Below are 25327 nucleotides of genomic sequence, written 5' to 3' on the forward strand. Positions count from 1 at the left end.
CCGAAAAAGTAGCCATTGAAACCGGATTGATAGCCATTGCCCACTACCTGGCAAAAATGGCAGGATAAGAAGTGGTTTGGGCTGCTTTCAAGGTCAGAACCCTCCAGATCACTCATATTCTATCAACTCCTTCAAAGCAAAGTATCTAGAGATAAACTGACCTGTAGTCAAAAAAAATAGAGGTCGATTTATGAAAATCGACCTCTATTGGCTAAAATCGGCTGTCTCTCTTTTTTAACTCTTGTTTTGAGACGGCCTCATTTTTTATTTCACTTCATGAAAATATTCTCTATCAAAAATCCTTGAATAAATCCAAGCTGGAACTTGATCATGGTATGGCATTAAATCCTTTAAAACTGCTTGTTGACTTTGGTGGGCTTGCATTACTTCAAGTACCCGAGAAAAATAAGCTTGAGTTTTGATAGAAAAATCAGGAAGGGGTAAGCCCTCTCCTTCCTCTTTTGGATAGTTGTTTTTAAAGCCTTCTGAAAGTTCCAAAGCGATTTCTATTTGATTGGGTGAGAGGGTTACCTGAAATAGCTGCTGAGGCTTAAAAAAGGTATTTCCTTTATTCTCTTGAAATACCTGCTCAACCGCCAAACCACTCAGCTGATGATCAGGATGGCCATAAAGACCTACTTTTGAATCATAAGAAAATAGAATGTCAGGTTGAATGGCATTGATTCGATCTAAGGCAATGGATTTAAGACTATCCAAACCCAATTCACTTAATCCACTATCTGCATATTCAAGCAAATGTAATTGCTTAGCGCCAATCAGATCGGCAGCTTGGGTCATTTCCAAGGTTCTGATTTCTGCAAGTTCATTTTTCGAATATCCTTCTCCAGAATTACCAGCTTCTCCCCTTGTCAAACAAAGAAGATGAACCTCATGTCCTTCCTCAATTAATTTCATCAAGGTTCCAGAGACAGTGACTTCATCATCTGGATGAGGAAAAAATGCTAAAACTTTCAATTTAGATTCTGAAGAAAAAGGCAAATCCCTACTTGGAATCTCAGGATTGTGCAGAGTTCCTTTTCCAATCTGAATCAAAAAAAAGGGTGATAAGAGTACCAACAAAAGTAGCACTCCTATCACCCAAAGGAATGTTTTCATTATTCGTCCCTATTCAATGTACTTAAGAAACTTACCAAATTCCTGATCTCCCTTTTACTTAAAATATCACCCATATTTGGCATGCTGGAAGGGGCCAATTTCTTGGATTTGATTTCGGAAGCTTGATAAGTTTTTTCTGGATTCGAACCGACTTTGACGGTGACTCTTTCATCCGAATTAGCCATCACAGTTCCAGTGATCGTTTCTCCATTATTCAACTCAAGAGTCACAAACCCAAAACCTGGAGACAATCGCTGACTTGGATCTACCAAAGCAATTAATAAATCCTCACGACTAAGTTTATTAGCAATTCCATTCAATCTTGGCCCTGCATTTCCACCCATATCATCATAGGCATGACATCTGATACATTGAGCAGTTTGATTTTGGAAGAAAGTTCCTCTTCCTGCTCTTACACTTCCTTCTGCCAATGCCCCGGAGAATTTTTTCCAAGGTTCATTACCTGCTTTTGCATCTAGCAAAGCGTTGAAGCGTGTTTTTAAGTCTTCTGAACCTGTTCCATCTATTGCTTCTTCCAATTCCACCCAAGTGGCAGTTGGAAGCTTATTCGCTTCAAAATCCTCTAAAATGGTATTCCATTCAGTCAGAGAAGCACTGTTTTCAATTCCTCCCAAAGTCAACAATGCTGTTTGCTTTTCAGGATTGGTTCTCTTTTGAATAATATCCATCAAAAGACTTACCTTTTGCTCTGTTGGAATTGAGGTTTCTGAAAGTAAAGCCAAACCGCCAACACGAACTTCTTGGCTTGCATCATTCAGGGCTGATGAAATTGCATCGGGAAGTTGAGTCGCTTTCATTCTATCCAAAGCTCTCAAAGATTCAACTTTCACTTCTGCTGAAGGATCTGTCTTCACATGAGCTAATAATGCGTCTCCACCTTCTTCCATGCCTAATTTTCCTATAGCTTTTGCTGCTTCCTCCCTCACAGCTGCATTAGAGTTGTTCAAAGCGGAAACCAAAGCGGATTTACTTCTTTCCTTAATTAACCCTGCTTCTCTAGTTACTTCTCCCCTGAATCTTCCATCTACACGATCCACTAATGATGGTTTAGCCCAGGTTCCAATTATGGCAATTGCTTCCAATTTGAGGGCTTCTGGAGCACTGTTTTTGGAAATGTAAGCCAAAACCTGATTCAATTGCTCCTCTCCTCCTACGCGCTGATTTGCACTTAGAATTCGACGGATCAAAGGCTCATTGCTGAAAGTGGTTGAATTCAGGATACCTGCCAAAGCGGGTAATGCTTCTGGAACAGAATAATCATCATGAATAGCTCTGGCTGCTTCCGTCACGATCAATTCATTGGAATCATTTAGGAAACCAGACAATAAAGGGCTAGAAAGTCTTCTTAAAGCTAGTACAGCTCCCATTCTTACTGCATCAGATGGATTGGTATTTAATCCAGCTAAAGTTTTCTCATCTCCAATTCTTGACAAAGCCAAACTTGCGGCATGACGGATATAAGCATCTTCATCATTGTTGGCTTCTAAAAGGTCAATTAATGGTTGAGTAGCATTTTTGTCTTCAGCTCTTCCCAAGGCTTCTGCTGCAAAAAATCTTACACGGGAATTTTCATCTTTCAGATTAGCAATTAAGTCTACACTCGCATTTTTGAATTTGATATCTCCCAACCATTTGGCAGAAAGTGCACGGATTTCAGGATCTGAATCTTTTAGGAAAGGAATCAAAGCATCGGCAATTTCCATAGACTCCATTCTGGCTTGCTGACTTATTCCTACAATAGCATGAACTCTTGCATATTGATTGGAAGGGTCTGCCAGGACTTTTTGGAACACCACAGTTCCTTTATCTCCCCTTTTAGCCAATTCAAATTGAGCTTTCCTCCTAACCCTCATATCATCATGATATAATTTTGACTGAAGGTCAGTTTCTGAAAGTATCTTATAATCAGCCTTTAATTCTTTTTCTGTGTCTGCTTGAGCTGCTTTATTTTCAGTTTCTGGGTCTGTCAATTTCCAGATTCTACCATAGTTTTTGGTATCCCATCCATTGATCCAATCTGCGAAATAAAGAGCTCCATCAGGTCCAAAATCCATCCCTGTTGCTAATACTCCTGATAAGATTTTCTCAGTTGACTTCAATTCAAAACTTGCCCCTTTAGGCTCCAAAGTGAAAGCATGAATCCCTGAATTAGTAGGATTTCCTACAAACTCAACTAAGAAGAAATTTTCTTTCCATCGATCTCCTAAGGCTGTTCCTGGGTTATACAGCATACCTGTTGGACCAGAAACATAATTCATGATTGGAGGCGTAATAAATGCAGCTTGCTTATCCCAACGTGGTTTGAAATAAAGTTCATCCATCCAAACCTTATAGGTATTGTTATCCGGATCACGATACTTACCAAACTGCCAGTTGGTTCTCCATCCCGAATCAGATCCATTGGTGATGTAAACCAATCGTTCTTTTTCACCTGCGTGATCTCCATCATTGTCTGCAGAAATTAGGTTGGTATGTGCATCAAAAACAAACTCATGGGTATTTCTCACACCCATAGCAAAGATTTCAAAATCCGATCCATCAGGATTAGCTCTGGCAATTACTCCTCTGTTCGGATAATTCCAATCCTTTCCATCAGGACCTTTGCCATGAAAACCAATATCCCCAATTCCCCAATAAACACGTCCATCAGGGCCCATTTCCAAGCCAGACATCCCATGACCTCCAAAACCAATATGAACACCGTAGCCGTGAGATATGGAGGTTTTCTCATCCATGATCCCATCCCCATTCTTGTCTACCATTCTCCACATATCTGGACCTACCCCAACATAAAGAGCATCTTCACCCTTCATCACTGCTCCTGCTACATCGGTGACTTCATCATTAAAGTCTTCCACCACTAGCTGTAAGAAGTCAGCCAAGCCATCTCCATCGGTATCTTTTAACTTATAGATTTGCTCTTTTTCAACAGTCATATCCTTCCAATCATGAGAACCGTCTCCGTTGACATCCGTCAACCAAGTATTGACATCACTTCTCTCTGGAGAAAGCTCAGAATGAAGGAAAGCCCTTTTATCTTCAATAGATTGAAGTCCTATTGACCTGATTTCCCAGTCCTGATGACCTCGGATATCAAATTCTGAGTTTTTCTGGCGGTTGGTTCGGGTATAATAAAGATCTCCTTCATTGGTGATATTGATTGAGATTGGATCAAAAACCAAAGAGTCGACCCCCCAGACTGCAAGTTTCAATCCTTCTTTAAGCACAGGGTTGACTTGGGAATTGGCAGCAGTAGCTTGGGGTTGTAGTTCTTCAGCTGTAAAAGTTTGGATTCGGGGATCTACAGGTTCTTCTTTTTTACAAGAAGTGGTGATTAGAATTCCCCCAAACATAATCGCAAATAGCGACTTGGAAAATAGGTTACGGGTTTGGTGCATTTTGGCAATTTATTCGTTTGACAAATGCAAATTAAGAAAAATGATCTGAGGTGAAATTTCCGTTGATCAAAAAGGTCTATAAAACAAAAATCCCGATCAGAAATCGGGATTTTGTTCACTTTAACCACTAACAACCATAAAACAAAAATTGGGTGACGCTCGGTGATTGAGCTTACGTCTTGTAGTCCGTACGGGAATCGAACCCGTGTTTCATCCGTGAAAGGGATGCGTCCTAACCCCTAGACGAACGGACCATGGGGTATTTTACTTAGAAGTACTTTTTCTGATTTCAAGAGAGTTATAATGAGGAATTATAACCCCTTGAAAATCAATATAATGGTAGTCCGTACGGGAATCGAACCCGTGTTTCATCCGTGAAAGGGATGCGTCCTAACCCCTAGACGAACGGACCATTATTTGCCTCAGAAAACGTGCTTTTCCGTAAGGTTGTGCAAATATAGAGGGTTCATTTTACAATAACAAAATGGTCACAAAAATTTATTTGGTTTGAGAGCTAAAAAGCTGAACCAAAGCAATTAAAATTTCTTTTCTGGACTTGAATTCCTTTTTCCTACTTTTGTTTACTCATTGAAAAGCCCGAATATGAACCAACCGACACGCATTGCCATCAATGGATTTGGAAGAATTGGAAGATTCACTACTAAGTTAATTTTGGAGCATCCAGAATTTGAATTGGTAGCCATCAATGATCTTGCGGATGATCATGCAATTGCTCATCTTTTGAAATATGATTCTATCCATGGAAAGATGGATGCAAGTATTTCTGTTTCGGAAGGAAAATTGAATGTTGGTAAAAACACGATCCAGCTTTTGAGTCAATCAGATCCTGAAAAGCTTCCTTGGAAAGAATTGGATATCGATGTAGTGATAGAAAGCACAGGAAGGTTTACTGATCGTACCGGTTCAGAAAAACATATCACCGCAGGAGCCAAAAAAGTAATCATCTCTGCCCCTTCTCAAGATCCAAGTATCAAAATGGTTGTTCTGGGGGTAAATGAAGAAATCTTAAATGGAGATGAAAAAATAGTTTCCAATGCCTCCTGTACGACCAATTGCCTGGCGCCTATGATTCAGGTCTTGGAAAAGCACTTTGGGATTGAAAAAGGATACGCTTCCACAGTCCATTCTTACACGAATGATCAAAACCTTCATGATGCACCCCACAGAGATCTGAGAAGGGCTAGAGCGGCTGCTTATTCCATCATTCCGACCACAACCAATGCGGGTAAAGCATTGGATAGAGTTATGCCTGAAATCGAAGGGAAGATTGAAGCCTCTGCAATGCGTGTACCCGTTCCTGACGGTTCCTTGACCGATTTGATCATTGAGCTAAAAACAGAGGCTTCAGTTGAACAAATCAATCAAGCCTATATCGATGCATCAGAAAATGAATTAAAGGGCATTATCCAGGTAGAAAATGATCCGATCGTTTCTATGGATATTATTGGCAACCCCTACTCTTGCATAATTGATTCTTCTTTGACCTCTTCAAAAGGAAATATGGTGAAGATTGTAGGCTGGTATGATAATGAAGCAGGATATGCAAACCGTCTAGTTCAATTAGCAGGTTTATTGGCAAGTCATTTAGGTTAAGAATTAATAAATCCTTTGCATGATGAAATTCTTGATAGGGTTTTCTATCATGACTTTGTCAAGAACTCCATCGAGGTAATAGAAGTGGTTTTTGTGACCATTAATGGTGATTTCGAAGACATCAGGTTCGATTTCTTTCACTGGGCTCGTCAGCCCATAAGTTTCCGAAATGATCACATCTCCAACTTTGGGTTTCTGAAAATATAATTCACTTATACTGCTATAAATAGAGTAATCAATAGGCTTTTGATTTTCATATTTGTAGGTGTTTGCGTTCACTTGGTAATGGTCCTCCTTCCATTCGATTTTCGATAAAAAATCCCCTTTGTTGGTTTTGGAATCTACTGTTGAAAAAACATATTGACCCTCTTGAAAAATGCAATTGATCTGATGATCTAGATAGATTTTTCCAAAAAACCAGAAACTTACCTGGCTATGAAGGTTATAAATCTCTTTTTGATCTAAGGAGCTAGTTTTTGAAACTTTCATTTCCCCAATCGATATCCCCAGAACTTTAATTGAAAAAGCTGCAGAATCCATTGATTGACCAAATGATTCCTTTTGAAAAAAGACAAAAAAACCTATTAGAATTATGGATATGATCAGTTTTGGGTTATTCATTTTTTTAAAATTCTTGTTTTAAATTATTTTGAAAAACCTTCTTTGGAATTTTTATTTAAATAGTCTTTCCAATCCTCTTCTGTGTCAATATCATTTAAAACATGCAAAACACCATAGCTTATATCGGACTCTAAAAGCTTTTTAATTGTTTCTTCATAAACGCTTGAGGTACTCCATTTCATGTTCAGGAATAGTTCCGGGTGATAGGACTTCATTCCCAACAAATAATAACCTCCATCTAAAGCTGGGCCAATTACAGCATCATTTTCTTCTAATACTTCAAATGCTTCATGCAGTAATTCTGGAGTAATTTCAGGACAATCTGTTCCAATGATTAGGACTTTTTCAAATCCTTTTTCAAAGGTTTCCAAGAATGAATGGCTCATTTTATTTCCTAAATCCCCGTCTTCCTGTAATCCAAAGCTATAATTTCCTTTTTTGACTTCTTTAGGAATGAAATCCGAATAATAAATGACTTTATGAAAAGGAGTGATATCTACCACAGAGTGTGTCAAGCCTAAAAGGAATTGATAGATTTCTAAGGCTTTCTGATCTCCGATTGTTTCAGCCAATCTAGTTTTAACTTTCCCTAGTCTTGGATTCTTTTCAAAAACAATGATTGCGTATTTATTCTGATTCAAGGATTAATGAATAGTTTGGGGCGAATTGATTATTCGAAAGGTAGTTGAATCTAAATAATGAATGAATTATTAAAAATAAAATCTAAGATTTTGGGAACAATTCTACTTTATTTCCTATTATCCCTATAGACTTTAACTATTTAAATTATGACACTAAGATTAGGTGACCTTGCACCAAATTTTCAAGCGGAAACAACAGAAGGAAAAATTGATTTTTATGAGTATTTAGGAGACGGTTGGGGAGTTCTTTTCTCCCACCCTGCCGATTATACTCCGGTCTGCACCACAGAATTAGGTACTGTTGCGAAACTAAAGGATGAATTCGCGAAAAGGAATACAAAAGTAATGGCTCTGTCCGTGGATGGATTAGAAAGTCACAAAGGCTGGATTTCGGATATTAATGAAACTCAGCAAACTGAAGTGAATTTTCCAATCATAGCTGATGAAGACAAGAAGATTTCACAACTCTATGATATGATTCATCCTAACTCCAATGAAAACTTCACAGTAAGATCTGTTTTTGTGATTGGGAATGACAAGAAAATCAAATTGATCATTACCTATCCAGCAAGTACAGGTAGAAACTTTGATGAATTGCTCCGTGTAATCGATTCGCTTCAATTAACAGCAAACTATTCTGTAGCTACGCCGGCAAACTGGAAAAAAGGTGAGGATGTGGTAATCGCTCCGGCCATCAAAAATGAAGACATACCTACGAAGTTTCCAAAAGGACATAAGGTGATCAAGCCTTATTTAAGAACTACTCCACAACCGGATTTATAAAAAAAAGGGGCTTTTTAAGGCCCCTTTTTTTAATTCCCTTTTAACTGCTTTACAGTTTCCATCACCACCTTAATAGATTCGGCAATTTCTTTGAATTTGCCTTCTTGGACGAGGTCTTTTCTGAAAAGCTGTGATCCCATACCCACACAAAGAACTCCAGCATCAAACCAAGGTTTAATACTTTCCAAACTTGGCTCAACTCCACCAGTTGGGATGATTTCTATTTTTGGCAATACTGCATGAATTGCTTTTACAAAAGCTGGGGTTAAGATATTTGCTGGATAGATTTTTACCAATTCAGCTCCCAATTCTTGGGCATTCCAAACCTCTGTTACACTTCCACATCCCGGGATCCAAGGAACATCATTACTAGCACAGTACTCTCCCAGTTTCGGATTCATAACAGGCGCTACAATGAATTCAGCTCCCATATCCAAAAACTCTTCCGCTTCTCTTGGATGATAAATGGTTCCAATACCTAAGCTTAAACCAGGCATTTGATCGGCCATTTTCCTTAGGGCAGGAAAAATTCCAGGAGCTTCTTTTCCTCTGTTCACCATCTCTATGACCCTGATTCCTCCCTCATAGGCAGTCTCAAGCATTTTTAGGCATAGACTTTCATCTGGGTTAAAAAAAATCGGCATGACGCCAGCGGCGTTCATTTTTTGTATAAAAGGACTTGATGGGTTTCTCATTTTATCGTTTGATTTTTCCGGAAGTTCCCGCAGCAACTTCTTCTACTTCTTCTTTACTTGATAATAGGATATCTCCTGGAACTGAATGTTTTAAAACACCTGAAGCCAAAGCAAATTCTATTGCTTCTTGTGGCTCCAAATGTTGTAATCCATAGATCAAACCAGCAGCATAAGCGTCTCCTGTTCCGACCCGGTCAATGATTGGGTTGACATCATAGGACTGACTGGAAAAGACTTCATTTTTAGAATAAAGTTCACCTGACATAGTATTGTCTGTTGCGCTTCTCGTAATCCGATTGGTCTTGCTGATATATTTCAAATCTTTGAAAGTTTCAAAAGCATAGGTTTTGGCTACCTCAAAATTATCGAAATCCTTGTTTAGACATTGACTAAAATCTCTAGCTCCAGCTATCATGACTGTGGTCAATTCCATTAACTCTGGCATAATTTCATGGGCCTTCTTCCCATATTGCCAAAGATTACTTCTATAATTCAAATCACCCGAAACGGGGATATTTTGACCCCTTGCTGCTTTTAAGATTCGCTTAGTAAGATCTGCAGATTGTTGGGAAATAGCTGGAGATATACCTGACCAATGTACCCATGAAACTGACCTCATGGCTTCATCCCAATCTGTATCATTCCCATCATACATGGAAAAACTAGAATCAAATCTATCGTAAATAATCTTGGAACTTCTTTGTAATGCCCCATTTTCCAGAAAATAAACACCGAGTCTGCCTGGGATAAACTTTACGAATTCTGTTGAAATGCCATTTTGACGAAGTTGAGCATCGGCTCGTTTACCAAGTTCATGATCTGGGAACGCTGTTATATGACTTACCGCTTTTCCCCAATAGGCCAAAGCAGCTCCAACATTTGCCTCAGATCCACCAAATTCAACATGAAACTCATCTGTTTGTGCAAACCGGCTATTTCCAGGAGGAGAAAGTCTCAACATCACCTCTCCAAGGGTGATAATTTTCTTCATGATAATTCCATTGATTCTAATTGTTCTCAAATTAGAAAATCAAGGTAGAATCTTAGAAATAATGTGAGAAAAAATTAGCGGAATCGAATGCAAAAAGAAAAGGGAACGATCAATCATTCCCTATTATATCGAATTAGGATTCGGATTATTTAAACATCAGGTCTGCTACGATTGCTGATTTTCCTTTTCCATTTGTGGGATTATAGAAGCCAGTAACCTTACCAGTTCCTGAGGCATTTTCAAAAAGACCAATTCCACCTACGATGGTTACTTCAGCTTCAAATTCAGTTCTTGTTTCTGATATTGGGGTTGCGTAATTGGTTCCTGAAGAAAAGAAAAGCGCGTTCCCTTTCTTATCCATCGTAATTGAATGAACGTAGTCTGGGATGCCTATTAAACCCATTTCGGCAAGCGCATCTCCAAAAATCAAAGTAACAGGTACTCCTTCAGTTGTTGTTTCACCTGTTACTACTTGATTGATAAATGAAATTGACTTTCCCATAAATGTGGCATTTCCAACACCTGTACCAGGAAGCATAAATCCATTCGGAGAATCGACTTGGAAAATTGAATTAGAAAACTTCTCCTGATAGCGATAGAAGTCGCCCTTTCTTAGATTCTCACCTCCAGATACTATCCCTCCTGACAGCTCTTTCTCAATGGAAACCTCCTCGATTAGAGGACCTTCGTTTTCTGATATACAGGAAGATACCAGAATCGATAAGACAGATAAAAATAAACCTGTCCTACCCATAAAGTGATTTTTTCTCATTTTAATAATTTTAAGGGTGATTGAATTAAATGGTGATTTGATTTAAAAATACTAAATTCTTAATTTCAGAATACAATATTCTAAAATTCTATAATTTGTATTTCAAACCAATAAAAATGCCAAAAAATTAAAATTCAATCAATAAAAATTTTGCATTACTACCTTTTGCTCTTATTTCTTTAGCTTTTTGATAATCCTTGGAATAATACCAATCCCTTGCACTATTTTTATCTGGGAACTCTAGCATAACCAAACGATCGTGATTCCATTCCCCTTCTAAAGCTTCCACAGGGTTTCCTCTTAAAATAAATTTACCACCATACTTTTCGACTGTTGCTGGAGTGTGTTTTTTGTATTCTTCATAGGCAACTGGATCTTGGATATCTACTTCAACTATAACAAATGCTGGCATCGGATTTTGGATTTAATTTTGAAAGCCCAAACCAGCTGCAACTCTAGTCTTGGCTATGGCAATCTGATATTTGGCTAAAAGTTCATTTAAAGTCAATCTGGAATCAAATACAGAAACCTCTCTGGCATTCACAAGGAAAAGACTACTTTCTCCAATTTCAAATTTTCTCATTTCTCCTGCTAGAAGTCTTTCCAAGCTTTCAACATTAGTATCATAAATTGAAACCTGATTTCCAACTGTCCTTAAGTTATTGATTTCAGATTCCAATTTGGTTCGCAATTGCAATTCTTTCAATTCTCTGCTATTTTCCTTTAAATCAATTTTTGCTTTAGTCATCCCCAATGAACCTCTTGCTTTTCTCCAGAGAAGTGGTGTGTAAACAGAAACTCCAAATTTGTAATTATTTTCAAAAAACTGGGATTGTTCAAATCCATCCATACTTTCCACCAAGAAATTATATTTCAGCTTGACAACCGGTAAGATGGATTGTCCCTTGAGTTTTTTATCTATTTCCAATCCCGCAATCTCATAATTCACCAATTGCAAGTCTGGATGAGAGCCGACAGCATTTCTTAATTCTTCAGGATCTATGGTATGATCGATATCTTCTGTTAGTTCTGAAGGGATCAGAAGTGGATCCAAAATCATGGGTTCTTCTTCTTCATTCCACAAAAATGAATTCAGAATTTGCCCAGCTGAAAAATACTGGTTTTGAGCATTTTCAAGTCTATACTGACGATTTAATAACTGAGTATATGCTTCTACTGTATCAATAGCTGCAACATCACCTTGTTCAAAGCTTTTGATAATTCCCTCATATCGAAATTGGGTCAATTCAACTGCTTCCTGAATAGCTATGAGGTTTGCATAGGTCAAGGACCAATTCCAATATGCTTCAAATCCCTTCAAATAAAGCTCATTCAGCATCTTCTGGCGCTCTACCTGAGTTGCGTCTTGATAAATTTGGGCCTGTCTCAAAGCTGCCCTTCTTTCATCCATAATCAACCCTTGCCCCACATTGACAGAAGCCCCAGCAGCAAATAAGCCCCCATTGGGAACTGTGCTTTCAGGGTTTAAATAATATCCTGAATTTTGTTCAAAAGTCCCATTAAGTTCGATTCCAGCCCAAGTTGGAATAGTTAAGCCGGCTTCTCTTTTATCATAATAAAGGGTCTCCTTATAGTCTTTCTTATCTAAGTTTCCATAAAGCAATGGGTCAAAACCGCCTCGAGCAGTTCTAACCTGCATATCTCCCAGCCTCAACTGGATATCCGCTTGTCTGGCCAAGGGGTGGTAATTTTGAATCCACTCCATAAACACCTCAAATTGCAAAGTGTCTGTCCCCTGGCCATGAATGTTGAAGATCAGAAAAACAGAAAAAATAAGGGTTAATAGGTATTTCATTTTTTCTCTTTTGCCAATTGATCTTTTTGTTCCTGTGTATAGTAATCAGCCGGGAAACCATTGAGTTGTCTCCAGATTTCATACCAGACAGGCACATCATTTAACAGAGCAATTCCATCCGCTCCAGAACCCATTCTAAGCATTTCTGGCCATGGTTCTTCTTCAGGATCTTCAATTACCAAGACGCGGTATTGATTATTGGATCCTGCAAATTGATCCATAGCTACAACAACTCCCCCAAATGTTCCATTCGAAATCTGAGGCCAACCTGAAAATACAATCGCAGGCCAGCCATCGAATATAAATCTGACTTTATTTCCAACCTTGATTAAAGGCAAATCAACAGGTTGTACATACATTTCTACCGCCAACGAAGCATCGGCAGGAACAATATTCAATATGGCATCTCCTTCTTTGATTGTCTCTCCAATACCAACTTGTAATGCTCTAGCCAAGTATCCATCTTGTGGAGCTAGAATATACCGGAAGCCAGTTCTAGCCTCATAATTGGAATACTGGTTCTCCAACTTCGAAACTGTCGCTTCAGCATCAAATTGGGAGGACATCGCGGAATACATATCTGATTCTGCCTTTGCTAATTTATCCTTGAATTCATTGTCTATCGTTTCCAACTCAATCTTGGCGGAAATCAAAGCATTTTGACTGCTTAGATATTCATTTTCTGCAGCAATGACTTTGGTTTGCACATCTTGAAATGTCAATCTTCTGCTTTCTAAATCTGACAATGAACGTAAGCCTTCCTTATACAAAGCTTCCCATCTTGCCAATCGTTGTGCTCCGATATCATAATTGATCTGAGCCTGTTGGTATTTGATGCTATCTGACTCAACTTTTAGCTCCGACATCCTAAGCTTGTTTTCAGCTTGCTGGATCTTAAGTATATTATTTCTCTTTAAAGCCTCGATTTGGGTTTTTAGAGCATCTACTTTTCCACTATAAGATTGTGCAGATAAGGCTTTCGAATTAACCTGTTGTTGCGTTCTTGGCAAAAGCAAAGAATCAAAATATTCATCTTTGATTTCAGATATACGCAGGATTGTATCTCCTTTTGCCACAAAAGCTCCTTCACTCACATACCATTTTTCTATTCTACCAGCTATGATAGAATGAATGGTCTGAGGTCTTTGATCTGGTCTTAAAGCAGTGACATATCCCTTAGATCTAATGTTTTGAGTCCAAGGGAGGAACAAGATTAAGAAAAAGACTAAAACAACAGCGGTTAAAATCCTTACTCTTTTCTGTGCCTCCTTGACAGGAAGTGTCATAACCAAACTTTTGGCTCCACTAAATGGAATTGATTCCTTTATTTTTGTTCTGGAAATATTCAGCATGACTTATTGCCCTTTATTTTGAAAAGATTGATAGGATGCCTGATCTCCTTTGAAGGCTAGATTTCCTTCATCCAATACGATAATTTCATCTGCCATTGAAATGGCATTTTCATCTTTGGTAACCACAATCAAGGTCCAATCTCCTGCCATGAGGTAACTTAGGATACGCAATTTGACATCTTCATACAGGTGCAAAAGGGCATTTTCCATTATCATCGCTTTTGGTTTACCCATCAATGATCTAGCAACTAAGATACTCTGGACTAGGCGTTTGGAAAGTCCCTTCCCTTCTGGCTGAAGTTCGGTATTCAGATCATCTGGCAATTGGTAGATGTAGTCTTTCAAATCCACCAAATCCAAAATGAATTCCAATTGCTTTTCATCAAATTCTCTTCCTACAATGATATTTTCTTGGATGGTTCCATGGAAAATCTGCTCCATTTCCAAACAATCTCCAACCATAGATCTAAACTTATCCAATTGAATCATGTCAATTGAAAGATCGTTTACCAGGATTTTCCCCTTGTATTCCTCATAGAGGCCTGATAAAAGAGCCAAAAATGCTGATTTACCACTTCCGCTTTTGCCTGTTACCACGACTTTTTGACCTGGATTAATTTGTATAGAAATATCCTTTAGAATTGGTTTTTTAGCATCTAAAGGCTGGAAGGTCACGTTTTCCATTCCAAACTTTAGCCCTTTAGGTTCAGAAGTAATTACCTTTTCATTTCCTTTCGGGTTTTCCAATTCCAAATCCATAATATGACCCAATTTCTCAGTTGCCACCAAGGTGTCATAAACTGTTTCTAGTGAAAGAATCAGTTTTTCTACAGAGTTTACTACCAAAACAATAATTACCTCAGCCGCTACGAACTGGCCGATACTGATTTGATCATTGATCAATAATAAACTCCCTGCTACTAAGAGACTAGAAACTATCAGGACTTTAAAAACAATCATGATTTTGTATTGAAAAATCAGGACGGCAAAGTGCTTGGATCTGAAATCAACGTAATACTGTAGCAACTTATCGGCTCTTAGGATCGGCAAACGACTATTCCCAACCAGTTTGAATGTATTGAGAGTTCTGCCGATTTCTTCCAACCAATAAGCGGTGTCATATTTATAGGAAGACTCTTTCAAGGCAGTTTCCATTCCTTTGGGACCTGTGATATAAAAAATCAACCCAAGGATAAACACTAAGCCTAACCCGAATAGAATAAATGTCGGATGATAAATTGAAAGTAAAAGCAATCCGAATACTACTTGGAGTAATGCCGTGGAAAAATCTATCAGAATTTTAGAAAGTCCCTTTTGTAGATTGACCGTGTCGAAAAATCTATTGACGATTTCGGGACCGTATTTTCCATGAAGGATTTCTGCTTTTACCCTTGGAAGACGGTAAGCAATGGATAAGCCAGATTTAGTGAAAATCCTTTGTTGCAATTTCTCCATGATTTGGAGCTGGGAAATTTGAAGAAAGCCTCCAAATGCTACGCCTGCAGCTACAATCAATACCAAAATGATCCAAGAGGTTGAAATTCTCCCTCCCAAGATGAAATTCAAAATGGCCTGAATTCCCAAAGGCAGTGTCAGGGTAATCAATCCATTCAGGATAGCGTAAAAGTAAATGGAATATACTTGGCTTTTTTCTTCCCTCAAAAGCCTAAAAAAGCGTTTGAGAGGCGTGATACCAGAATTATTAGTCATGTTGAATGGTGTTAGCAACCAATTGATGAAAGAATTGATACCTAGAGGCTGATTCCAGCCCATTCTCAGTCATTCCAGGTAAATGTTGAGAATGAAATGCCTGCATTAGACTGGATTCTAAAACTGTTGAAACTAAGGTCTTTGGGTAATTGTATCCAGGATTAATTTCGGAAATAATATTGGCTATCCTGTCACTGAATTTATAAACTTGAGTAAAAAGCCCGGTTTCATGTTCTAAATCTACTTCTTTTGTAAGAAACCCTTTCAATGCTTCATTCACTACGATATCTCTTAATGTTTCCGGGTTTAGGTATTCATTTTTAAGAAATATGGGGCCATCTGACATTAATCTAATAGCCATGGAAAGTCTTTCCCCCGGGTCAATCATATTGGCTGTTCCATAAACCAGATTGTGCTCCATCCATCCCCAATACCACGCGGATAAATAGAGCAATAGTTTATGTTTATTATCAAAATACCTGTAAATAGCCGCTTCTGTACTACCAATTACCTGAGATAGCTTTTTAAAAGTAAAGTGTTCCAGTCCTAGTTCTAGAATCATTTTGGATCCCTCTTGCACTATTGAAGTGCCAAGTTCTGAACTGAAGGGTTCCTTTTGATATAAACTATTACTGACGTCAACTTTGATTTTGCTCAAAATTGCCTCCATTGTCTTTTTTGGTTTTGATTTTTTACGGATTTTCAGCTGATAGGTTTAGTATAGCTTCTTTTATTGTTAGTATTATTAACAAATAAATAAAATAAAGGTTTTTATTTATTGGAAAAAACAAGAATAGAAATTCATAAAATCCTCATTATTAATATTTAATACCTATATTATTAACTCATCACTTTGAGTTTGTATCGAGTATAAAAGTTTTTTCAATTCCATGAATTTTATTCAGAATTTCCGATTACCCATCCGAAAATCAGTTTTTTGGCCACCAATATTAATATTGGTTCTTACACTTTTTGCTTCCATTTTATATTCGGGAATTTTCGAAGAAAAAATGAAAGGTATTCAAGCTTGGCTGCTCCAACACTTTTCCCTTGGGTATAGCTGGCTTTCATTTTTCATGCTTATTCTGGTTTTATGGGTTATTATTTCACCTCTTGGGAATTATAAAATTGGAGGTAAAAATACCCAACCTAGGTTAAGCTTTCTTTCTTGGTTTGCAATCGTATTATGTACCACCATTGCTGTAGGAATATTGTTTTGGGGAAGTGCCGAACCTTTATCCCATTTTCTATTTCCACCTTCTTTTAAAAATATAGAATCTGCCAGTTCTGAATCCCAAGCTTTTGCATTAGGAGCTTTGTTTTTCCATTGGGGATTTACCCCTTATGCAATTTATACGATTCCGGCCCTCGCATTTGGTTTGCTTTATTATAATGGCAAAAACTCTTTTGAATTGGGCTTGATGCTTCGGCCTCTTTTTGGGCAAAAATTGCCAAGGGAATTGAATAATGGATTGGATATGTTTAGCCTTTTTGCAATGGTTTCAGGAATGGCTGGAGCTCTAGGAGCAGGAATTTTAAGTCTTTCAGGAGGTATTCTTCATTTAATTCCCAATTTATCGCAAGTTTTAGTACAGGTTTTTGTGACCTTCGGAATTGTTTCCACGTTTATCCTTTCTGCCAGTACAGGAATTGAAAAAGGAATCAAAAGGTTATCCCTTTTCAACTTATTCTTTTTCTTGGTCTTTGTTCTAATCTTCTTAATACTTTCAAAAGGCGGGAATTTCATCCAATCGATATTTCTTGGAATTGAAAATTATGGAAAAGAGTTTCTAGATCTGAGTCTTCAATTATCTGGGAAAGGTAATCAATGGACCTATGACTGGTCAGTTTTTAATTTTGCAATGTGGATGGCTTGGGCACCTATGGCAGCTTTATTTTTAGGGAAAATAGCCAAAGGAAGAACTGTCCGGGAATTCATTTTGGTGAATTGCGTTCTACCCGCGATTTTTTGTTTGATTTGGATGGCGGTTTTTGGAGGAAGTACTCTGGAATTTGCAAGTCTGAATCCATCAGCCTATGAAAAAAGTTTTACTGAAAATGGCCCTGAATCAATTATATATCTTCTTTTTCAGGATATAGGTTTTGAAAATCTATTGACATTCCTATTCCTTGTAGGAATGTTTATTTCTTATGTGACTGCTGCAGATTCCAGTACTGAAGCTATGGCAAGTTTATCTATGAAAGGTAAAACGAAAGATGTTTTTAAAGTACCATCTGGAATCAAAATAATCTGGGGACTTTTGGTTGGTGCTATAGCTTTTGTAATGATTTTTTACTCGGGAATAGATGGAGTAAGAATTTTATCTGCTATCGGAGGTTTTCCTGCATTTTTATTCCTAATCCTAATCACTTTGAGCTTAATATTACTTTCAATCAATCCTTCGAAATATTTAGATTGAATTTTCCTCTTTGAATTTCAATTTTCCCATTCCATAGAGATAAAGGACCTTGGAGTATCGGAGCATTACAGGAAGTAAAAATAAATTGATCACCACTATTGTCGTGAGATACATCCAGAGTTCCGGATCAGCCACTAAGATATTGATGGCAACAAAGACAGTAATTACCAAAGCCACTGAAAACCCATAACTGATGTACATGGCTCCATCATAAAACCGAGGTTCTGGTTGGAAGTTTGCATTGCAACAATCACAGGATTTGTTCATCTCTGTGAGCTTGTTGAAACTAAAAACTGAAACCGGAAACAAATTCCCTTTTCTACATTGTGGACATTTAGCGCCTAATATAGACGAAACGATTCCTTTGGCCATATCTTAATTTTTTTTCCGAAAGTATAGATAATCCATTCCTTCGAAAGTGACTTTATTCACAAATGAAAATGATTTTAAAACTCCTTAAGGCAAGGTTTGGAAACTGACTTAAGATCCCAATTCATCCAACTCGTAATCTTTCCCTTTCCCCCATCTCAAAAGCTCTTCGATTGTATAATATTCCAGAGTCTCTAGGTCTTTTACTTTGAAATTGTCTCCACTGAGTCTAGACATGATTTCCAATTTACGAACCTCTCCCTGATTGACGAGTAAATACCTCCTACCTACACGGAGATTGTCAAGAGCTATTGCCATAGATTAAGCTTCTTTTCCTTCAATGATAACTCCCGTAGCCTCAAAAGTGATTTCTCTTTTTGGCTCAGTAATCATTTCAATTTCTTCCTTAGACTTACCTTGATCTTCTGCATAATGACGTTGGGTATCAACATCTGTCTCAGTCATAGTAGCCACACCTTTCAAAATGATTGGGAATCCTTGGCTATTGGTAGGAACAAAAAATCCATAATCCTTGAAAGTCACTCTCATACTTTCACCATTTGGCAAATCCATAGTAAACCAACAACCCTTGTTGGTGCAGACTTCCTGGATTTCTCCCTGAATCGTTGCTTCAACAGAACCTTTCTCCTCTACTTCTTTAATTAAATTTGGAATTTGGGTTAAAAGAATCTTTGGCTCAGCAAAATCTTCACCATACTTGCCTGGAACTGTTTCTATTTCACCTACTACTTTTCCCATTTTATGGGTTTCTAAATCTGCAAAAGGATCTTGTGATTTAGAAGAACAAGAAAACAGAATAAATCCTGAAAGTAATAGCGTGTATATCGAAAGTGCCTTTTTCATTGTGATTTTTTTCTTAAAAATAATGTAATAGGAATTAACTGAAGTAATTTTCACCGAAGTTTCTTAAATCAAAAATAGGCCTAATTTTTAAGATAGACCACACAATCGATTGCGAAAATTTAGGCTTAGAAAACTATTTGAAACAATTTTGCTAACAAATCTTCCAATTCTTTAACAATGCTGTAATTTTACAGGAGATTCTTATAAATAGACCCTACTCATGCCTCAAACCAAAAAGTTCATCATTGATTTTGACAGTACCTTTACTCAGGTAGAAGCTTTGGATATCCTCGGAGAGATTTCCCTTCAAGGTGACCCTAAAGCAAGTGAAAAACTTCAAGCCATAAAGGATATTACCGATAAGGGAATGGAAGGCTCGCTGACATTTCGTGAAAGTCTAGAGCAACGATTGGAAATTCTACAAGCTACTCAGGCTCAGATTTCTGATTTGATAAGTGCGTTGAAGCAAAAAGTATCCAAATCATTTGAGAGAAATAAAGAGTTTCTTCAAGAGAATGCTGAAGATATATTTATTGTTTCCAATGGATTTAAAGATTTCATCATTCCTATTGTCGGTGAATTTGGCATCAAGAAAGAAAATGTTTTTGCTAATGACTTTGTCTACGACGAAGCTGGCAATATTGTAGATTTCAATCGAGAAAACCCTCTTTCTAAAAACAACGGAAAAGCTGAAACCATCAAACAAATCAATTTAGATGGTGACATTTATGTAATTGGAGACGGATACACAGATTATGAAATCAAGGCTTCAGGTCTTGCTAATAAATTTTATGCTTTCACAGAAAATATTCACAGACCGAAAGTAACTTCCAAAGCAGACCATGTAGCTCTTAGTTTAGACGAAATATTATATATCAATAATTTGAACAAGAAATTCTCTTACCCAAAAAGCCGAATCAAAGTTCTTCTCCTTGAAAATGTTCATCCAATTGGGGTTGAACTGTTGAAAGAGGAAGGGTATCAAGTTGAAGTAGTGGCTTCTGCCATGAACGAAGATGAGCTTTGTGAAAAGATCAAGAATGTTTCGATTCTTGGTATCCGTTCCAAAACCAATGTGACCAAGAAGGTACTTGATAATGCGAATCGATTGATCTCAATTGGTGCATTTTGTATTGGAACGAATCAAATTGACTTAGAGACCTGTCAGGAAAAAGGAATTGCGGTATTCAATGCTCCTTTTAGCAACACTAGATCTGTGGTGGAAATGGCAATCGCGGAAATCATTTTCTTGATGAGGAACTTCCATGATAAGTCTTTGAGTATGCACCAGACCAAATGGGATAAATCAGCTACTGGAAGTTTTGAAATCCGAGGTAAAAAACTAGGAATCATAGGATACGGAAATATTGGTGCTCAACTTTCAGTTTTGGCTGAAAACATGGGGATGAATGTTTTCTACTACGATGTAGTTGAAAAGTTAGCTCTTGGAAATGCGACGAAGCTAGATTCTTTGGATGAGCTATTAAGTACATGTGATGTTATTTCACTCCACGTGGATGGTAGGAAAGACAATAAGTGCCTGATTGATGCTGACAAGATCAATAAAATGAAAAAGGGTGCTTACTTAGTAAACTTAAGCCGTGGGCATGTGGTAGAAATCCCAGCATTGAAAGAAGCGATCCTTTCTGGTCATTTGGCGGGTTGTGCTGTGGATGTATTCCCAGAAGAGCCTAAAAACAATTCAGAACCATTTGTTTCAGAATTGATCGGTCTTCCAAATACAATCCTAACCCCACACATCGGAGGAAGTACCTTGGAAGCACAGCAAAATATTGCTCGATTTGTTCCAGGTAAGATCATGGAATATGTAAATACAGGAAACACGTTCAACTCCGTGAACTTCCCTAACATTCAACTTCCATTCTTGAAAGATGCCCATAGATTGATTCATATTCACCAGAATGAACCAGGCGTTTTGGCAAAAATCAATCAGGTTTTAGCTAATTATGAAATCAATATCAATGGTCAGTATCTGAAGACCAATGAGAAAATCGGTTACGTAATTACAGATATTGATAAGGCCTATACTGAAGAAGCAATCGAAGCTTTAAAAGCTATACCGGGTACGATAAGATTTAGAATTCTTTATTAATAGAAAAAGCTCCAATTGGAGCTTTTTTTTTGATTCTTGGAAGCCTTAATCATTAAGCCTCCAATGCTCTTCTCAGATAGTTGATCTGCCCCAAATGATAATTAAAATGACCATAAAGATGATTTAAAAAGAAGGCATATGTCATAGGCCTTCCAAATTTTTCATCTGGATACAATTCATCCAATTTTTGATCAGATAACCCTTCCAAGCTACTGGTCACTTGCTTGATGACCAAATCGATTTCTTCCAGCATTTTATCTCGACTGACTCCTTTGCCATTAAATTCAAAGTCACGATCTCTGGTATAATCGAATCCGCCCATATCGTTGCATACAAAAGTCCTGATGTTACCTATTAAATGAAGTGCCAAATTGCCAGATGAATTGGTGATTACACCTGTGGTTTTCCAAAGATTTTCTTCGGATTGAAAAGATTCCAATTCCTTTTGCAAGCGTTGTAGATCGCGTTCAAAAAGTTCAATTAATGATTTTAACATGATTGGTGATAAACTTTAAATTTGGGTTTTTATTATGAATAATGTTGATAAGCTTTTGCCATTTTCTCATCGTATTTGTTTTGCGCTTGAGAAGGTCCATTATAGCAAAGAGCAAACTTAGTCCAATTCAAAGATTTTAGGTGAACTAAACATCCGAATTTTACTAAATATTTCCCAAAGGCCTCCAGGTGATTTCTCTCATGTTTTTCCATTTCATCAACGAACTCTGAAATGGATTCATAACCTAAAGATTCATAATGAAACCCCATAATTTGGTAGCTTCCCCAGGAGCAGGAAGCTAAAGCCGCATCTTTGATCATTGGATTGCCACCTAGGGAAAGAGCTTTTTCAAGTCTTTCATATTCTCTGGTTCCACCTAAATAATGTTGTTTTGTCCATTTTGGATAGAGAATGTCAGCATTGTTAAAATTGGATAGAGTGATTGGGTCCACTCCCCTTTTTTTCAATTCTTTCCAAAAAATATGGCCTTCAAAAAGAATCTTGGGTCTTCCATCTATTAAAAAACCTTTGCCACTACTTTCTACCTCATTGACAGCTTTCACTGCTGCCAGCTCAAGGCCATGCTGATTTGCGAAGTTGATCAAATCTTGCTCTTCCAAAAATTTGCCTCCAAAGGCATCAGCAGGATTGGTTCTTTCAATGATTACTGTCCAGGTTTTTATCCCAACCTTTCCATCTACGACAAGATGACTTTTAGTCTGAAAGTCGATGACAGCTGATTCTGTGTTTTTTCCAAAATAACCTGAAGCTGTGATTTGATAGCCTAATTTTGCCAGGAGCTCCTGTAAAAATGCAACGCTGGAGCCACGGCTACGATACTTGATAAAGTCCATGACATGAAAAATTTTAGTATTCTTCTAAAAGTTACCTCAAGCCTTGGACATTTCCAATAATTGAACCTTATTCCCCTTTGTCTACGACATTCTTTCTGGGACCAAACCTACCTGATTTTTTGGATGTTCCACTTGGCTTCTGCTCTTGAACAGGCTTGGGTTGCTTGTTTTGGGAAAGGCCTTGTTCGTTACTTCTTTTCTTGAAGTTACCTTTATTCTTTTGGTTAAAAGGCTTCTTTTTGAAATTCCCCTTATTTCCAGATTTTGATTTTTTGGCTTCACGACTATAGGAAGGCCCAGTTTCAAATCCTTCTGGCAATGGCAATTGATTCACTTCCATTCCGATTAGATTTTCAATCCTGCTAAACTTATGCTGGTCTTTAGGATTTACAAAAGTAATAGCCTCTCCTTCTTTATCAGCTCTGGCTGTTCTACCCACTCTATGTACATAATCCTCAGGATCACTTGGTGTGTCAAAATTGATGACCAACTCTATACCCACCACATCGATTCCTCTTGAAATGATATCAGTTCCTATCAGAATTTTTACAGATTTATTTTTGAAAGCAGACATGATCTTTTCACGCTCTACCTGGTCCAAATCTGAGTGAAATGCCTCAATATCAAATTTCTTCCTTAAAGCCCTATAGAGGTTCTTGACTTTTTCCTTTGTTGAAGCAAAAATGATAACTGCTTCATAAGGTTTTTGCGAAAGAATATTAGCAACCAAATCCTCCTTCTGAGTATCATAAACCGAATAGAAAGATTGTGTAACCCCTTCAGCAGTCTTCCCAATTGCAATAGAAATCTCTTCAGGCTGATTTAATATCTTCATACTAAACTGCCTGATTTTAGGTGGCATTGTAGCTGAAAACAAAATGGTTTGGCGGTTTTTGGGTAGGTAATTGACGATTTTCAAAATATCGTCTGAGAATCCCATATCCATCATCCTATCAGCCTCATCCAAAATAAGATGTTTTAAGCTTTTCAAATTGATCTTTCCTCCAGCCAATAAGGCAATTAATCTACCCGGTGTGGCTACTACAATTTCAGCACCTGTCTCCAAAGCTCTTTTTTGTTGCTCCCAAACTACACCATCACCACCTCCATAAACTGGAATTGAACTAATACCTAAGAAATAAGCAAAACCTTGAATTTGCTGATCAATTTGAATAGCCAATTCTCTTGTAGGTGCTAGTATCAAGGTATTGAGAGAACTTGATCCGGATTGACAGATCTTATTCAAAACAGGAAGTATAAAGGCAGCTGTCTTACCTGTTCCTGTTTGAGCACATGCAATCAAATCTTTGTTTTGAAGGATTACTGGGATAGCCTTTTCCTGAATAGGTGTAGGTTGTTCGAATCCCATAGCATCAAGTCCTTCTTGAAGAGCAGATTCAAAGTTAAATGAAGAGAAATCCAAATTGGGATAATTTTAAAATGAAAAGCTTACGGCATCAGCCTTTTCAAATATAGTGGGAATTCGTTCACAAAGCGAATTTGCAAAAGTTTAGTCTGCGAATTCTAGATTTTACGAGCATTGCTTTCACAGGATTATCTATGTAACTTTTAAAGAGCTTTTCTTTATACCCAAATACATCCTCCTATGCAATCTGGACTCTCAATTCGTTTTTTATTTTGTTTTGGCTTCTTTTTAGCTTCAATTCAATTATTTGGACAGGTTCACAATCTCTCTGGGAAAGTGATTGACTCAGAGTCAAGAAATTTTTTGGATGAGGTCTCTATCACATTAAAGGGGACTCCCTATGGCCGAATCAGCGCTGCAGGAGGTTTGTTTCAGTTTTCAGAAATTCCAGAAGGTAGGTACACCATTAGCTTCAATTTGGACGGATATAATAAGCTGGAAAAAGTAATTGACATAAAAGAAGATATAGAGTTAGGAGAAGTCATCCTGACTCGATTTGGTGCTGAGGGATCCGGATCTGCTCTGCAAAAATCCATTCGCTCCAATAACATAGTGGCCTTGATGAATGATCGTCCCAATTTCGTTGGAGGAAATATGATCATGGGTATTCCGCCAGAGCCTAAAAAAGTTGAAGGGAATAACTATTTAGACACAAAATGGAACGCAGCCTCTATCCTACTTTATCGTGATCAACAAATGCTGGAAGGTTTCAGAGTACGATATAATATTGTTTCCAATATGTTTGAGTTGATGGAGCCTGAAAACAATCTGGTATCAGTGATGCCTGGTCTCCGAAGTCAAAACATCGTCTGGGTGGATTCCACATACAAAGTGCCTCGTTATTTTGTCAATGGAATGGACTTTTTGGATGAAGGAGTGCCTATTTCGGGATTTTTCGAAGTATTGGTTGAGGGAGAGCTTCCATTGATGAGAAGGACGATGGCTGTCCTAAAAGAATCCAATTATAATGCTGCATTAATGGTTGGTGAAAGAAATGATCAAATCATCAAAAGGAATTATTATTATTACCTTATTGGAAAAGATCTGATAGAAATCCCGAAAAACAGGAAGAAATTTCACTTGATTTTTGGAGAAAAAGCCCAAGAAATGGAGGATTATGCTGATAATAATAACCTAGATGTCAAACAACCCAGCGATATCTTCAAGGTTTTCACCTATTATAATTCACAGTTTCCGGGCTTTGAACCTATCATGAGCCAATTACTTGATGAAACCACCAATTAAACCATTACCC

The 25327-nt window shown here is 37.7% G+C and carries 23 protein-coding genes and 2 tRNA genes; 5 read left to right on the forward strand and 20 right to left on the reverse strand.

Annotation, left to right across the window (positions count from 1 at the left end; all coding sequences use genetic code 11):
• Positions 1 to 264 precede the first annotated feature (264 nt).
• The 4 genes from O0V13_RS18000 to O0V13_RS18015 all read right to left on the reverse strand — a co-directional run bounded on the left by O0V13_RS18000 (position 265) and on the right by O0V13_RS18015 (position 4947).
• Entirely contained in the window at positions 265 to 1116 is an 852-nt protein-coding gene (locus O0V13_RS18000) for a PIG-L deacetylase family protein (protein ID WP_268036378.1), read from the reverse strand.
• Complete coding sequence (locus O0V13_RS18005) at positions 1116 to 4535, reverse strand: HEAT repeat domain-containing protein (RefSeq protein ID WP_268036379.1); 3420 nt, start codon at positions 4533 to 4535, stop codon at positions 1116 to 1118. Before O0V13_RS18005 ends, O0V13_RS18000 begins: the two co-directional genes overlap by 1 nt.
• A gap of 182 nt (positions 4536 to 4717) precedes the next feature.
• A tRNA-Glu gene (locus O0V13_RS18010) sits at positions 4718 to 4789 on the reverse strand.
• Positions 4790 to 4872: 83 nt separating this feature from the next.
• Positions 4873 to 4947, reverse strand: a tRNA-Glu gene (locus O0V13_RS18015).
• Between the two features lie 191 nt (positions 4948 to 5138).
• Here O0V13_RS18015 and gap point away from each other — a divergent pair.
• Positions 5139 to 6149: a type I glyceraldehyde-3-phosphate dehydrogenase gene (gene gap, locus O0V13_RS18020; protein WP_268036380.1), complete on the forward strand. Its 1011-nt coding sequence runs from the start codon at positions 5139 to 5141 to the stop codon at positions 6147 to 6149.
• Between the two features lie 3 nt (positions 6150 to 6152).
• Here the strand turns inward: gap and O0V13_RS18025 are convergent, their stop codons facing one another.
• Together O0V13_RS18025 and O0V13_RS18030 are read right to left on the reverse strand one after the other, a co-directional pair.
• On the reverse strand, positions 6153 to 6770 hold the full coding sequence (locus O0V13_RS18025; RefSeq protein ID WP_268036381.1) for a DUF6134 family protein: 618 nt from the start codon (positions 6768 to 6770) through the stop codon (positions 6153 to 6155).
• A 23-nt stretch (positions 6771 to 6793) separates the two neighbouring features.
• Positions 6794 to 7411: a TIGR04282 family arsenosugar biosynthesis glycosyltransferase gene (locus O0V13_RS18030; protein WP_268036382.1), complete on the reverse strand. Its 618-nt coding sequence runs from the start codon at positions 7409 to 7411 to the stop codon at positions 6794 to 6796.
• A gap of 147 nt (positions 7412 to 7558) precedes the next feature.
• On the opposite strand from O0V13_RS18030, the gene O0V13_RS18035 reads away from it, so the two are divergent.
• A complete protein-coding gene (locus O0V13_RS18035) occupies positions 7559 to 8194 on the forward strand; it encodes a peroxiredoxin (RefSeq protein ID WP_268036383.1) in 636 nt (211 codons plus the stop codon).
• A 29-nt stretch (positions 8195 to 8223) separates the two neighbouring features.
• Here O0V13_RS18035 and O0V13_RS18040 read toward each other — a convergent pair whose 3' ends face one another.
• The 8 genes from O0V13_RS18040 to O0V13_RS18075 all read right to left on the reverse strand — a co-directional run bounded on the left by O0V13_RS18040 (position 8224) and on the right by O0V13_RS18075 (position 16200).
• The gene (locus O0V13_RS18040) at positions 8224 to 8889 is read right to left on the reverse strand and encodes a bifunctional 4-hydroxy-2-oxoglutarate aldolase/2-dehydro-3-deoxy-phosphogluconate aldolase (protein WP_268036384.1); all 666 of its coding nucleotides are present in this window, start codon (positions 8887 to 8889) and stop codon (positions 8224 to 8226) included.
• A 1-nt stretch (position 8890) separates the two neighbouring features.
• Positions 8891 to 9880: a sugar kinase gene (locus O0V13_RS18045; protein ID WP_268036385.1), complete on the reverse strand. Its 990-nt coding sequence runs from the start codon at positions 9878 to 9880 to the stop codon at positions 8891 to 8893.
• Positions 9881 to 10025: 145 nt separating this feature from the next.
• The gene (locus O0V13_RS18050; protein WP_268036386.1) at positions 10026 to 10652 is read right to left on the reverse strand and encodes a hypothetical protein; all 627 of its coding nucleotides are present in this window, start codon (positions 10650 to 10652) and stop codon (positions 10026 to 10028) included.
• A gap of 127 nt (positions 10653 to 10779) precedes the next feature.
• Entirely contained in the window at positions 10780 to 11064 is a 285-nt protein-coding gene (locus O0V13_RS18055; protein ID WP_268036387.1) for a DUF1330 domain-containing protein, read from the reverse strand.
• A 12-nt stretch (positions 11065 to 11076) separates the two neighbouring features.
• Positions 11077 to 12468 (reverse strand): TolC family protein, encoded by a 1392-nt coding sequence (locus tag O0V13_RS18060; RefSeq protein ID WP_268036388.1) that lies wholly within the window; start codon positions 12466 to 12468, stop codon positions 11077 to 11079.
• Entirely contained in the window at positions 12465 to 13820 is a 1356-nt protein-coding gene (locus O0V13_RS18065) for an HlyD family secretion protein (protein ID WP_268036390.1), read from the reverse strand. Before O0V13_RS18065 ends, O0V13_RS18060 begins: the two co-directional genes overlap by 4 nt.
• 3 nt (positions 13821 to 13823) lie before the next feature.
• On the reverse strand, positions 13824 to 15530 hold the full coding sequence (locus tag O0V13_RS18070) for a peptidase domain-containing ABC transporter (protein ID WP_268036391.1): 1707 nt from the start codon (positions 15528 to 15530) through the stop codon (positions 13824 to 13826).
• Positions 15523 to 16200, reverse strand: coding sequence for a TetR/AcrR family transcriptional regulator (locus O0V13_RS18075; RefSeq protein WP_268036392.1), 678 nt, complete (start codon positions 16198 to 16200; stop codon positions 15523 to 15525). Before O0V13_RS18075 ends, O0V13_RS18070 begins: the two co-directional genes overlap by 8 nt.
• Before the next feature lie 220 nt (positions 16201 to 16420).
• On the opposite strand from O0V13_RS18075, the gene O0V13_RS18080 reads away from it, so the two are divergent.
• On the forward strand, positions 16421 to 17950 hold the full coding sequence (locus O0V13_RS18080) for a BCCT family transporter (RefSeq protein ID WP_268036393.1): 1530 nt from the start codon (positions 16421 to 16423) through the stop codon (positions 17948 to 17950).
• Here the strand turns inward: O0V13_RS18080 and O0V13_RS18085 are convergent.
• The 3 genes from O0V13_RS18085 to O0V13_RS18095 form a co-directional block, all read right to left on the reverse strand.
• Positions 17942 to 18259, reverse strand: a complete 318-nt coding sequence (locus tag O0V13_RS18085) for a DUF983 domain-containing protein (protein ID WP_268036444.1) — start codon at positions 18257 to 18259, stop codon at positions 17942 to 17944. The two genes, O0V13_RS18080 and O0V13_RS18085, sit on opposite strands and share 9 nt — an antisense overlap.
• A 171-nt stretch (positions 18260 to 18430) precedes the next feature.
• Positions 18431 to 18637, reverse strand: a complete 207-nt coding sequence (locus tag O0V13_RS18090; RefSeq protein ID WP_073570264.1) for a hypothetical protein — start codon at positions 18635 to 18637, stop codon at positions 18431 to 18433.
• Positions 18638 to 18640: 3 nt separating this feature from the next.
• Positions 18641 to 19183 (reverse strand): DUF4920 domain-containing protein, encoded by a 543-nt coding sequence (locus O0V13_RS18095; RefSeq protein ID WP_268036394.1) that lies wholly within the window; start codon positions 19181 to 19183, stop codon positions 18641 to 18643.
• Positions 19184 to 19403: 220 nt separating this feature from the next.
• Between O0V13_RS18095 and serA the strand changes: the two genes are divergently transcribed.
• Positions 19404 to 21296 carry a phosphoglycerate dehydrogenase gene (serA, locus tag O0V13_RS18100; RefSeq protein WP_268036395.1) on the forward strand — a complete coding sequence of 631 codons (1893 nt, stop codon included), beginning with the start codon at positions 19404 to 19406 and terminating at the stop codon, positions 21294 to 21296.
• 52 nt (positions 21297 to 21348) lie between these two features.
• On the opposite strand, the gene O0V13_RS18105 is transcribed toward serA, so the two are convergent.
• The 3 genes from O0V13_RS18105 to O0V13_RS18115 all read right to left on the reverse strand — a co-directional run bounded on the left by O0V13_RS18105 (position 21349) and on the right by O0V13_RS18115 (position 24069).
• Positions 21349 to 21792 carry a DinB family protein gene (locus tag O0V13_RS18105; RefSeq protein ID WP_268036396.1) on the reverse strand — a complete coding sequence of 148 codons (444 nt, stop codon included), beginning with the start codon at positions 21790 to 21792 and terminating at the stop codon, positions 21349 to 21351.
• 32 nt (positions 21793 to 21824) lie between these two features.
• The gene (locus tag O0V13_RS18110) at positions 21825 to 22646 is read right to left on the reverse strand and encodes an N-acetylmuramidase family protein (RefSeq protein WP_268036397.1); all 822 of its coding nucleotides are present in this window, start codon (positions 22644 to 22646) and stop codon (positions 21825 to 21827) included.
• Positions 22647 to 22713: 67 nt separating this feature from the next.
• Complete coding sequence (locus tag O0V13_RS18115) at positions 22714 to 24069, reverse strand: DEAD/DEAH box helicase (protein WP_268036398.1); 1356 nt, start codon at positions 24067 to 24069, stop codon at positions 22714 to 22716.
• Between the two features lie 183 nt (positions 24070 to 24252).
• On the opposite strand from O0V13_RS18115, the gene O0V13_RS18120 reads away from it, so the two are divergent.
• Positions 24253 to 25317 carry a carboxypeptidase-like regulatory domain-containing protein gene (locus O0V13_RS18120; protein ID WP_268036399.1) on the forward strand — a complete coding sequence of 355 codons (1065 nt, stop codon included), beginning with the start codon at positions 24253 to 24255 and terminating at the stop codon, positions 25315 to 25317.
• Positions 25318 to 25327 lie beyond the last annotated feature (10 nt).

The sequence above is a fragment of the Algoriphagus sp. PAP.12 genome (assembly GCF_026652115.1).
Taxonomy (GTDB): domain Bacteria; phylum Bacteroidota; class Bacteroidia; order Cytophagales; family Cyclobacteriaceae; genus Algoriphagus.

Excerpts from the sequence above, each read along its gene's own strand:
- O0V13_RS18000 (WP_268036378.1), bottom strand. The coding sequence starts at position 1,116 with ATGAAAACATTCCTTTGGGTGATAGGAGTGCTACTTTTGTTGGTACTC.
- O0V13_RS18005 (WP_268036379.1), bottom strand. The coding sequence starts at position 4,535 with ATGCACCAAACCCGTAACCTATTTTCCAAGTCGCTATTTGCGATTATG.
- gap (WP_268036380.1), top strand. The coding sequence starts at position 5,139 with ATGAACCAACCGACACGCATTGCCATCAATGGATTTGGAAGAATTGGA.
- O0V13_RS18025 (WP_268036381.1), bottom strand. The coding sequence starts at position 6,770 with ATGAATAACCCAAAACTGATCATATCCATAATTCTAATAGGTTTTTTT.
- O0V13_RS18035 (WP_268036383.1), top strand. The coding sequence starts at position 7,559 with ATGACACTAAGATTAGGTGACCTTGCACCAAATTTTCAAGCGGAAACA.
- O0V13_RS18040 (WP_268036384.1), bottom strand. The coding sequence starts at position 8,889 with ATGAGAAACCCATCAAGTCCTTTTATACAAAAAATGAACGCCGCTGGC.
- O0V13_RS18045 (WP_268036385.1), bottom strand. The coding sequence starts at position 9,880 with ATGAAGAAAATTATCACCCTTGGAGAGGTGATGTTGAGACTTTCTCCT.
- O0V13_RS18050 (WP_268036386.1), bottom strand. The coding sequence starts at position 10,652 with ATGAGAAAAAATCACTTTATGGGTAGGACAGGTTTATTTTTATCTGTC.
- O0V13_RS18055 (WP_268036387.1), bottom strand. The coding sequence starts at position 11,064 with ATGCCAGCATTTGTTATAGTTGAAGTAGATATCCAAGATCCAGTTGCC.
- O0V13_RS18060 (WP_268036388.1), bottom strand. The coding sequence starts at position 12,468 with ATGAAATACCTATTAACCCTTATTTTTTCTGTTTTTCTGATCTTCAAC.
- O0V13_RS18065 (WP_268036390.1), bottom strand. The coding sequence starts at position 13,820 with ATGCTGAATATTTCCAGAACAAAAATAAAGGAATCAATTCCATTTAGT.
- O0V13_RS18070 (WP_268036391.1), bottom strand. The coding sequence starts at position 15,530 with ATGACTAATAATTCTGGTATCACGCCTCTCAAACGCTTTTTTAGGCTT.
- O0V13_RS18075 (WP_268036392.1), bottom strand. The coding sequence starts at position 16,200 with ATGGAGGCAATTTTGAGCAAAATCAAAGTTGACGTCAGTAATAGTTTA.
- O0V13_RS18080 (WP_268036393.1), top strand. The coding sequence starts at position 16,421 with ATGAATTTTATTCAGAATTTCCGATTACCCATCCGAAAATCAGTTTTT.
- O0V13_RS18090 (WP_073570264.1), bottom strand. The coding sequence starts at position 18,637 with ATGGCAATAGCTCTTGACAATCTCCGTGTAGGTAGGAGGTATTTACTC.
- O0V13_RS18095 (WP_268036394.1), bottom strand. The coding sequence starts at position 19,183 with ATGAAAAAGGCACTTTCGATATACACGCTATTACTTTCAGGATTTATT.
- serA (WP_268036395.1), top strand. The coding sequence starts at position 19,404 with ATGCCTCAAACCAAAAAGTTCATCATTGATTTTGACAGTACCTTTACT.
- O0V13_RS18105 (WP_268036396.1), bottom strand. The coding sequence starts at position 21,792 with ATGTTAAAATCATTAATTGAACTTTTTGAACGCGATCTACAACGCTTG.
- O0V13_RS18110 (WP_268036397.1), bottom strand. The coding sequence starts at position 22,646 with ATGGACTTTATCAAGTATCGTAGCCGTGGCTCCAGCGTTGCATTTTTA.
- O0V13_RS18120 (WP_268036399.1), top strand. The coding sequence starts at position 24,253 with ATGCAATCTGGACTCTCAATTCGTTTTTTATTTTGTTTTGGCTTCTTT.